Raw genomic sequence first — 7,434 nt, forward strand, 5'->3', positions numbered from 1 at the left:
CAATATTTTACAAAAGTTATATTTGCTTGATATATGCCAATAAAAGTTAAAATTTTATCAAAAAAGTCGATGGATACAAATATAAAAATTTATATACATTTAAGTTGCACTTTTTATAATTTTAAATCAACCTCTATATAGCAATCCTATATCATTAATAAAAAATCAAAAAATAGATCAAAAATTTGAAACTATCAGACCTTTTCCCCTTACGGGGTGACAAGCGCCTCAAAAGAATTGTGGAGTAAAAGATATGACTCCCTTGAAAAAATGGAATGTTTTTCTCATAATAATAATTCTTCTTATTAAGGGTGTGGGTGAGCGATATAGCTGCCGCACTTGCTCCGCCAACGCTCACCCACACCTCCTTTTTTAGTTGGTTTTTATGTCAATATTGATGGTAGCCATCAACCATATTTGATGCTCAAAAAAGTCGGTCTACTAACGCAAATAGACCGACCCCAATGGATTTTTTTTCATTATATGAGTCATATTTTAAACAATCTTTGACCGATACTCAAGTCCAAACTTTGAAAATTTGAGTATGGCTAATTACTGTCCAGAAAACTGTTTACTTATTCAAGACTCACATTTTAGCATATCACGTGTGAAACCGCAACATTGATTGGTTTTCCCATCTCTGTGCTCCCCTGCGGGAGAGCGCGGGTCTTCAACCAACGTTGAGATAAACTATTTTTGTGACGGGCCAACTAATCCAAAAAACGGAAAGACATGGGTAAAACAAAAAAAAGGAAACAAACACCAAAAAACATAAAATTATCTCTACCCAAACAATCAACACCACAATCAGCCAATTTCTATGTACAAGAAGACTTTGAACCAGATCGATCTGGTTTCTGTCTGGCGAAACAGCAACGTTTTTCCCAATCTTTGCTCTGGGAATTACAGCGAGATTACTTTAACCGACGAGGTATAGACGCTTGGCGAACAGGGGAAGTTCCCCACTACATCACCAGTAACCCGACTATAGCTAACAGCTACGCCGAAATTGTCTTAGCCTGTTGGCAGGATCAAAATCATCTGGTCTCCAGCAAACAACCCTTTTTCATCTGCGAATTAGGGGCAGGTTCAGGTCGTTTTGCTTTCCATTTCCTGACTCGCCTCACTCACCTTTGCCAACAAGCTCGTATTCCTCTCAGCAACTTCCGCTATATCTTAACCGACTTTGCCCCAAGTAATCTCCAGCAATGGTCTCAACACCCCCGCTTTCAAGCCTGGTTTAAACAGGGTGTCTTAGACATAGCTCTGTTTGACATCAATCATTCCGACCAACTCACTTTGCAATATAGTGGTGATATTCTCTCTGCCCAAACTCTCCAACGCCCTCTTGTGGCGATCGCTAATTATTTCTTCGACAGCATTCCCCAAGACCTGTACTATATCAATGGTAACAAAATCCAAGAATGTCTTGTCTCCCTATACTCTGATGTAGATCCTCAAAGCTTGAATGCTTCTGAGCTACTCCAACATTTACATCTGTACTACGACTACCAAACCACTGCTCCCTCCGAACTCGCGCCTCAATTTAGATCTCTGTTCACTCACTACCAAAACACCCTTACCAATACCCACCTAATCTTTCCCTCCGCCGGACTAATGTGCCTGCAAAGGTTGCAAAACTTATCACAACAGGGACTATTACTCCTCTCTGCTGACAAAGGCTACGCCGATCTCGGCCACCTCCAAGGCAATGCTCCTCCTCAACCTATACAACACCACGGTTGCTTTTCCCTCAGCGTTAACTATCCCATTTTACAAGACTTCTGTGAGCAAAATGGGGGTATCGCCCTGATGCCTGCCGTTAAGCATAACAGTATATGTGTCGTTTGTCTAATTATGTGCGATGGAGCCAGTCGTTATTTAGAAACCCAGGGTGCTTATAATCGCCATGTCCAAACTTTTGGCCCGGATGACTTTTTCACCATTACCAAACACGCCCGACAAACCATCGATCAGATGAACTTAGAAGCAATCCTGGCCTATTTGCGTTTGAGCTATTATGATAGTCACCAATTTGCCCGCTATATCCCCCGCTTGATGGAACTAGCTCCCAGTTTCACTGCTCAGGAAAAAGTAGCGATCGCAGAGGCTATTGAGCAAGTGTGGCATCTCTATTTTCCATTGGGCGAGGATCGAGATTTGGCTAACTTAATTGCTAAACTATGCTATAAAATAAAAGAATATGCTCAGGCTTTGACTTACTTTCAATATTCTACTGATATGTACGGCGAAGACAGTGAGACCTCCAACTATATAGCTCTTTGTAAACAATTTCTAGATTAAGTCAAATTCAAAATTCAAAATTCAAAATTCAAAATGAATAAAGTACAATAAGCGTAGGTTGGGTTGAGGAACCGAAACCCAACAACAACTTTTCCCGAATTATTAATTATTAATAATTAATTAATTCGCGCCTTGAAGCCTCCCCTTGGATAGGGGAAAAAAAGTGCTCTTGAATTTCCCAATATTCAATTCCGTAACGGTTTTAACCTTCTTGTAATTATCAATTACCCATTATCAATTATCAATTCTTATAGTTTATAGGACTTAAGCTGACGCTGACTAAAGGGCGATCGCTCTATTAATTGGGATTCAAAGACTTGGGTAGGTTGGGTTGAGCGCCAGGGATACCCAACAATAAGGTAGGTATTAGTTTTAACGGTGTTGGGTTTCATCCTTCAACCCAACCTACTTTCCTCGAGGGCGATCGCTCTATTAATTGGGATTCAAAGACTTGGGTAGGTTGGGTTGAGCGCCAGGGATACCCAACAATAAGGTAGGTATTAGTTTTAACGGTGTTGGGTTTAATCCTTCAACCCAACCTACTTTCCTCGAGGGCGATCGCTCTGAAAATTGGGATTGAATGACAATGCTAATTCAAAATTATGAGTTGGAAATTCAAAATTGCTCTGATTTTTTTTGAATTTCTAATTTTGAATTTTGAATTGACTTGGATGATGGATAAGGTGACTCGGCAATACGCGCAGGGTGCGGAATATGTTCGCATTGAGTCTTACCTTACCCATTGGTTGCGTTGGGTTATAAGTGGGTTGGGTGGGTTGTTGTCTTCTTTGTCGGTTGGGGTTTTGATAGATGATGCGGTGCGTTGCGGCGGGGCCTAACGCACCCTACCAGGCTTAACCCGAGTTGGCCGGACAACTGATTCATCACCTGTATTCAATATCATTCATTATGCTGTACAGTCTCCTGCTCGTTTCCGGATCAATTATACTCGGCATGATGATCACGTGCCTCACGTTCGCATCAGAACCGTTTGTCTCAATCCCTGCACCTCTAGGCTTGAATAACATTTCCACACCCGCATTATCCCTTTCTTCTCTCACTTTTGCGTCCATTGCTGGGTCCTGATTTACACCTACCAACTGATTTCGCAACGATAATTTTGCACTGTGGATCGCATGAGTGGCTTCGGCGGTATCATGTAAATGTTCTTCTCCGGTGAACATTACCATCATTTTGACCTCCTGTTCGTTATCCATTCGATCCACCAGTTGACCCGCTAAGTCTAAATTTCTTTGGACTAACATAAGTGAGTACTCTGACCTTAGTACCACCGGATCAGGCTGATCATTACTCGGTTTAACCGTCTGCCGGAAATGATCAGACCATTTCAGAGTACTCGATTCAACTGGGGATAATCCTTGAATGTGTGTCACATTTTCCACATACCCCCTTACCTCTTTATTATCGTTTGTTTCTGAAAAATTCAGCCCAACGGCATCCTGATCTCCTCTTTGCAGCAGATAAATAGCCTTTGACATCTTCTCAAACAGTTTTGTTTGCGCATCGCCGATCGCCGTCCATTGTTCTTCTGTCACGCTTCCCCGTAGCCAACTAAACAATTCCGACCCCATCTTACCAAAGATCGCAACCTCCTTCTCAACCATAGTTTGTGGGAGAGCTTGATCCAACTCTTCCGCCCTTCGGAGGGGATCAAAGCTGCCATCTCTCAATAAGCTGAGCATCTCCAATATCATACTATCCCAGAATAAGTCCGCGCTGATCCTTGTCTCTAAATCATCATTCTCCGTATATTCCCATGGGTATACAGTGTCATCCAACCCTCCCGATGCCTCCTCAAGATCATCTTTCTCTTTGTCTTCCTTCTCTCCCGATTCCTCCTCAAGATCACCTTTTAAAGTGTCTATTATTGTTTTCTTTATCTTTTCATAAGCTTTCTTCTCAATTTCACTCAGCCCCTTGACTGCCACTGAGTAGTGGGCTCGCAACGTCTCAACACGACTATGTGCTTCTCCCATGATTAACATCACCTTTTTTCCGGCTTTCTTCAACTCTTTTACTTGCTGAAGCGCCTCCCTGTTATTTTTAAATGTATTTTCAGACGTCATCCGCTGAGCTAATACAGGTAGTGGCCTAACTTTAGGTCCCCATTCCTGGAAAGCACGTGCATGCGGGAACCCTCGATTTATTTCAGGTGAAAAATTATCATACTCACGGTGATGCGTCCTGAGCGCTTGGGGAATTTCTTGTCCTCGTCTTAGCAAATCCACTAATGGTCTTACCCTTTTTTCGATTTCTTCTATCAAATCTCGGTCTCCTGCAAGTTCGCTTTCTTTCTCATCATTGTTTGAGTCTTGCACCGTCGCCTGATTTCCATTCAATGCCTCGTCCAGCAACTGCTCGAGGGCAAAAACTTTCAAACGATCCCATTCGGCTACAGCCATTACGTTCAACACCCGGTACCAAGCATCTTCAGCATTACCCGAATTGACAATCTCAACTCGATATTCATTTATCCGTGCTTTATCCAAGTCAGTCAAATTGTCCATGACAAGGTTGAGGTTGTCAGCGGGAACCGACGATGACTTTTGTGTTGCTTGTAGGTTGGGATCGGTTGTTATTGCCGTATCATCTCCTGTCGGCAATATTCCAGAATTTCGTCTTTTTCTTTTTCTAGAGCTTCCATTGTCTTTGGATAAATCCGAGCCCGATATCTGGCTCTCTTCGTCGTTTGAGACCTCATCACCCGAGGATTTCTGATCTGTGTCTATTGATTGACTCATATCTTCTACCAAAGAGTCAGGACTTGAATTATTTGGGTCTTGAGTCTGCTGGCTGCTCTTTTGCATCGACGAGGTTCTCGGACGGTTCATGTCATTAGATTGCTGAGTAAAAGACATCTTCTTATTATTATTACTTCGGGGCGAGTCCATTTCGGTTAAACCTCCATATAATTAAATGTTCTTATTTTCATGGAATTGTAATTTGATCTTGTTCCGGTAGCATCGGTGCGTGGATTAGGAAAACTTACCCATGGGTCCGAAACCATTCCACATTTGTACAAACCGCCACCCTGCCTTCCTTACGCCATTGTGTAGGGATTCGAGCATATAAGATGTGTGTACTAGAATCAACTTACACCTAACTAAACTGCTGCTGCAACTCAGGAGTATCCCGAGCCACATCACTCACAAACTGAGCCGATCGCAACACTAATTGGGGAGCTTCTTCAAAGGCTCTTTTAATATCCGCCTCGGCATAAGCTAGCACCTCGCCCTCCTCCGTCTCAAACTTTTGGGGTGCGATATCATCAATAATATCATCCCGCTCCAAAAACTGTTCCAAAGGTTCCAAGGGAACAAAGGCTGCATAAAAACCCCGTACCCTCTCTTGTGGACTTGCATCCCGTGCCAGGGGCAGATAGGCTATTTTACCATTCGCCATTTCCGTCGGATAGAGCATCCGTCCTTTCCCCAAGTCATATCTGGGACGCAGTTTCGACAAAGTTTCCCGTTGTTTATCTCGACTCACCTCCGGGAGACTAAAACCATCCCAGAGTTCCGTCCCATCCTTAGCTTCACGCACCGGTCTCGGAGGCGTATCAATATTGCTCCGGGTTACCCCACCAGCAAGTTTCTGGGCTCGTTGGGCACGACGTAAAGCCAGGTCAGCAGAGTCGTCCTTCATGGCAGTGCGACGGCGTTTCCGTTCGTGGTCTTCCACCACCTTATCGGGAATAAAATACCCACTGAGCTTTTCGCGATCGCTAGCCTCACTTTCCATAGGCAGATAACGAGTTTTACCATCAGGAGTAATTACCCCATAAAGTTTACGCCTCTTACCAAGATCAATTCTTGGGGCCTTATTACTCATGGCATTAGCTGCACCGAGGGGAGCTTTGCTACTGATGGCATCATCATCTACATATAAACCAGCAGCCAGTTCCTCAGCAGTCGCATCACCCTTTTTCGGAACATATTTTCTCCCATCGGCAGTTTCCACCGCAAACAGATTCCGCCCTCTCCCAAAGTGATACGAGGGAGGTATGTCCAAAACCTTTTTGGCGATCGAATCTTTCTCCACCGCCTCATTCTGAACATATTTCCCCTGACTCAACTCCTGGGCAGTAGCTTCATCTCGTTTTGGCAGATATTCTACCACAGTTTTCCCGTCTTTATCCACAGTAGTCGTGGCAAATAGAGTTCGTCCCCTAGCAATATCTCTGGTGGTTTGGAACCTAGCCTCCCCTGGTTTTGCCAGTTTATTCACTGGTGCCTTGCTAATGTCATCATCCTTAATAAATGCTCCAGAGTCTTTTTCAGCATCGCTGGCATCTCTTTCAATGGGAAAATATTTAGTTTCTCCCCCTTGGGTTACCGGATAAAGCATACGACCTTTGCCCAGGTGATATGTAGGTTTACCATCCTGATCCGGTTTGAGTTGAGTCCGGCTCACATCCCGACTGGCATCTTTTCCCCGTAACCCAGGGGGTTTACCCACCGTCGGAGAGGAAGAATCCCGACTTACCAAGGTATTTGCCCGTTTTTGTCGGCCTTCGACATTGGCATTACCTCCATCCGATGAGCGACGTTTCTGGGAGCGACTATTCGGAGGATTTCTACCTGGACTCTTGATGGCATTTTGCCTATCTATCTGCTTTTTGCTTGGTGACATAATCTTATCCTAAATTCTAAAATCCGAATAATTACCGAAGAATTAATAATTCAGGACTTACGCAGGGACTCTACATATAGCGAGGGCGAATGCCATTCGCCCCTACAGATGGTGCTTTAAAGGTCAATTTGCGTAAGTCCTGTAATTAATATGATGTCAGGTTGAATAGTTATAAATAACGAGAGAGGACTCAGGAGCACCCCCCTAACCCCCCTTTTCAAGGGGGGAACTGGAAGTCCCCCTTTTTAAGGGGGATTTAGGGGGATCATTGATGTACTGCACGCCTTATGAAAACTATTATATTCAGGAGGAACAAGTTTTTTTATCACTAATTACCCGGACATGATATAAATAATTAAATAATTTAGGTTTAAAGCCTCCCCTTGAAAGGGGAAATAAGAAAAAATTTTCCTTTTATTCAATCCTCTTCCTTTTAGGGAGAGGTAATTATCAATTATTGAACATACGTCATTGCGA

The 7,434-nt window shown here is 43.4% G+C and carries 4 protein-coding genes; 2 read left to right on the forward strand and 2 right to left on the reverse strand.

Annotated features, from left to right (window positions below; translation table 11 throughout):
- The first annotated feature begins 732 nt into the window (after positions 1-732).
- Together F6K15_RS01415 and F6K15_RS01420 are read left to right on the forward strand one after the other, a co-directional pair.
- Positions 733-2,304 carry an SAM-dependent methyltransferase gene (locus F6K15_RS01415; protein ID WP_293056172.1) on the forward strand — a complete coding sequence of 524 codons (1,572 nt, stop codon included), beginning with the start codon at positions 733-735 and terminating at the stop codon, positions 2,302-2,304.
- A gap of 602 nt (positions 2,305-2,906) precedes the next feature.
- Positions 2,907-3,143, forward strand: coding sequence for a hypothetical protein (locus F6K15_RS01420; RefSeq protein WP_293056174.1), 237 nt, complete (start codon positions 2,907-2,909; stop codon positions 3,141-3,143).
- Positions 3,144-3,188: 45 nt separating this feature from the next.
- Here the strand turns inward: F6K15_RS01420 and F6K15_RS01425 are convergent, their stop codons facing one another.
- On the reverse strand, positions 3,189-5,183 hold the full coding sequence (locus F6K15_RS01425; RefSeq protein ID WP_293056177.1) for a hypothetical protein: 1,995 nt from the start codon (positions 5,181-5,183) through the stop codon (positions 3,189-3,191).
- A gap of 241 nt (positions 5,184-5,424) precedes the next feature.
- Positions 5,425-6,957: a hypothetical protein gene (locus F6K15_RS01430; RefSeq protein ID WP_293056179.1), complete on the reverse strand. Its 1,533-nt coding sequence runs from the start codon at positions 6,955-6,957 to the stop codon at positions 5,425-5,427.
- Positions 6,958-7,434: the final 477 nt, after the last annotated feature.

The organism is Okeania sp. SIO2B3, assembly GCF_010672525.1.
GTDB lineage: Bacteria > Cyanobacteriota > Cyanobacteriia > Cyanobacteriales > Microcoleaceae > Okeania.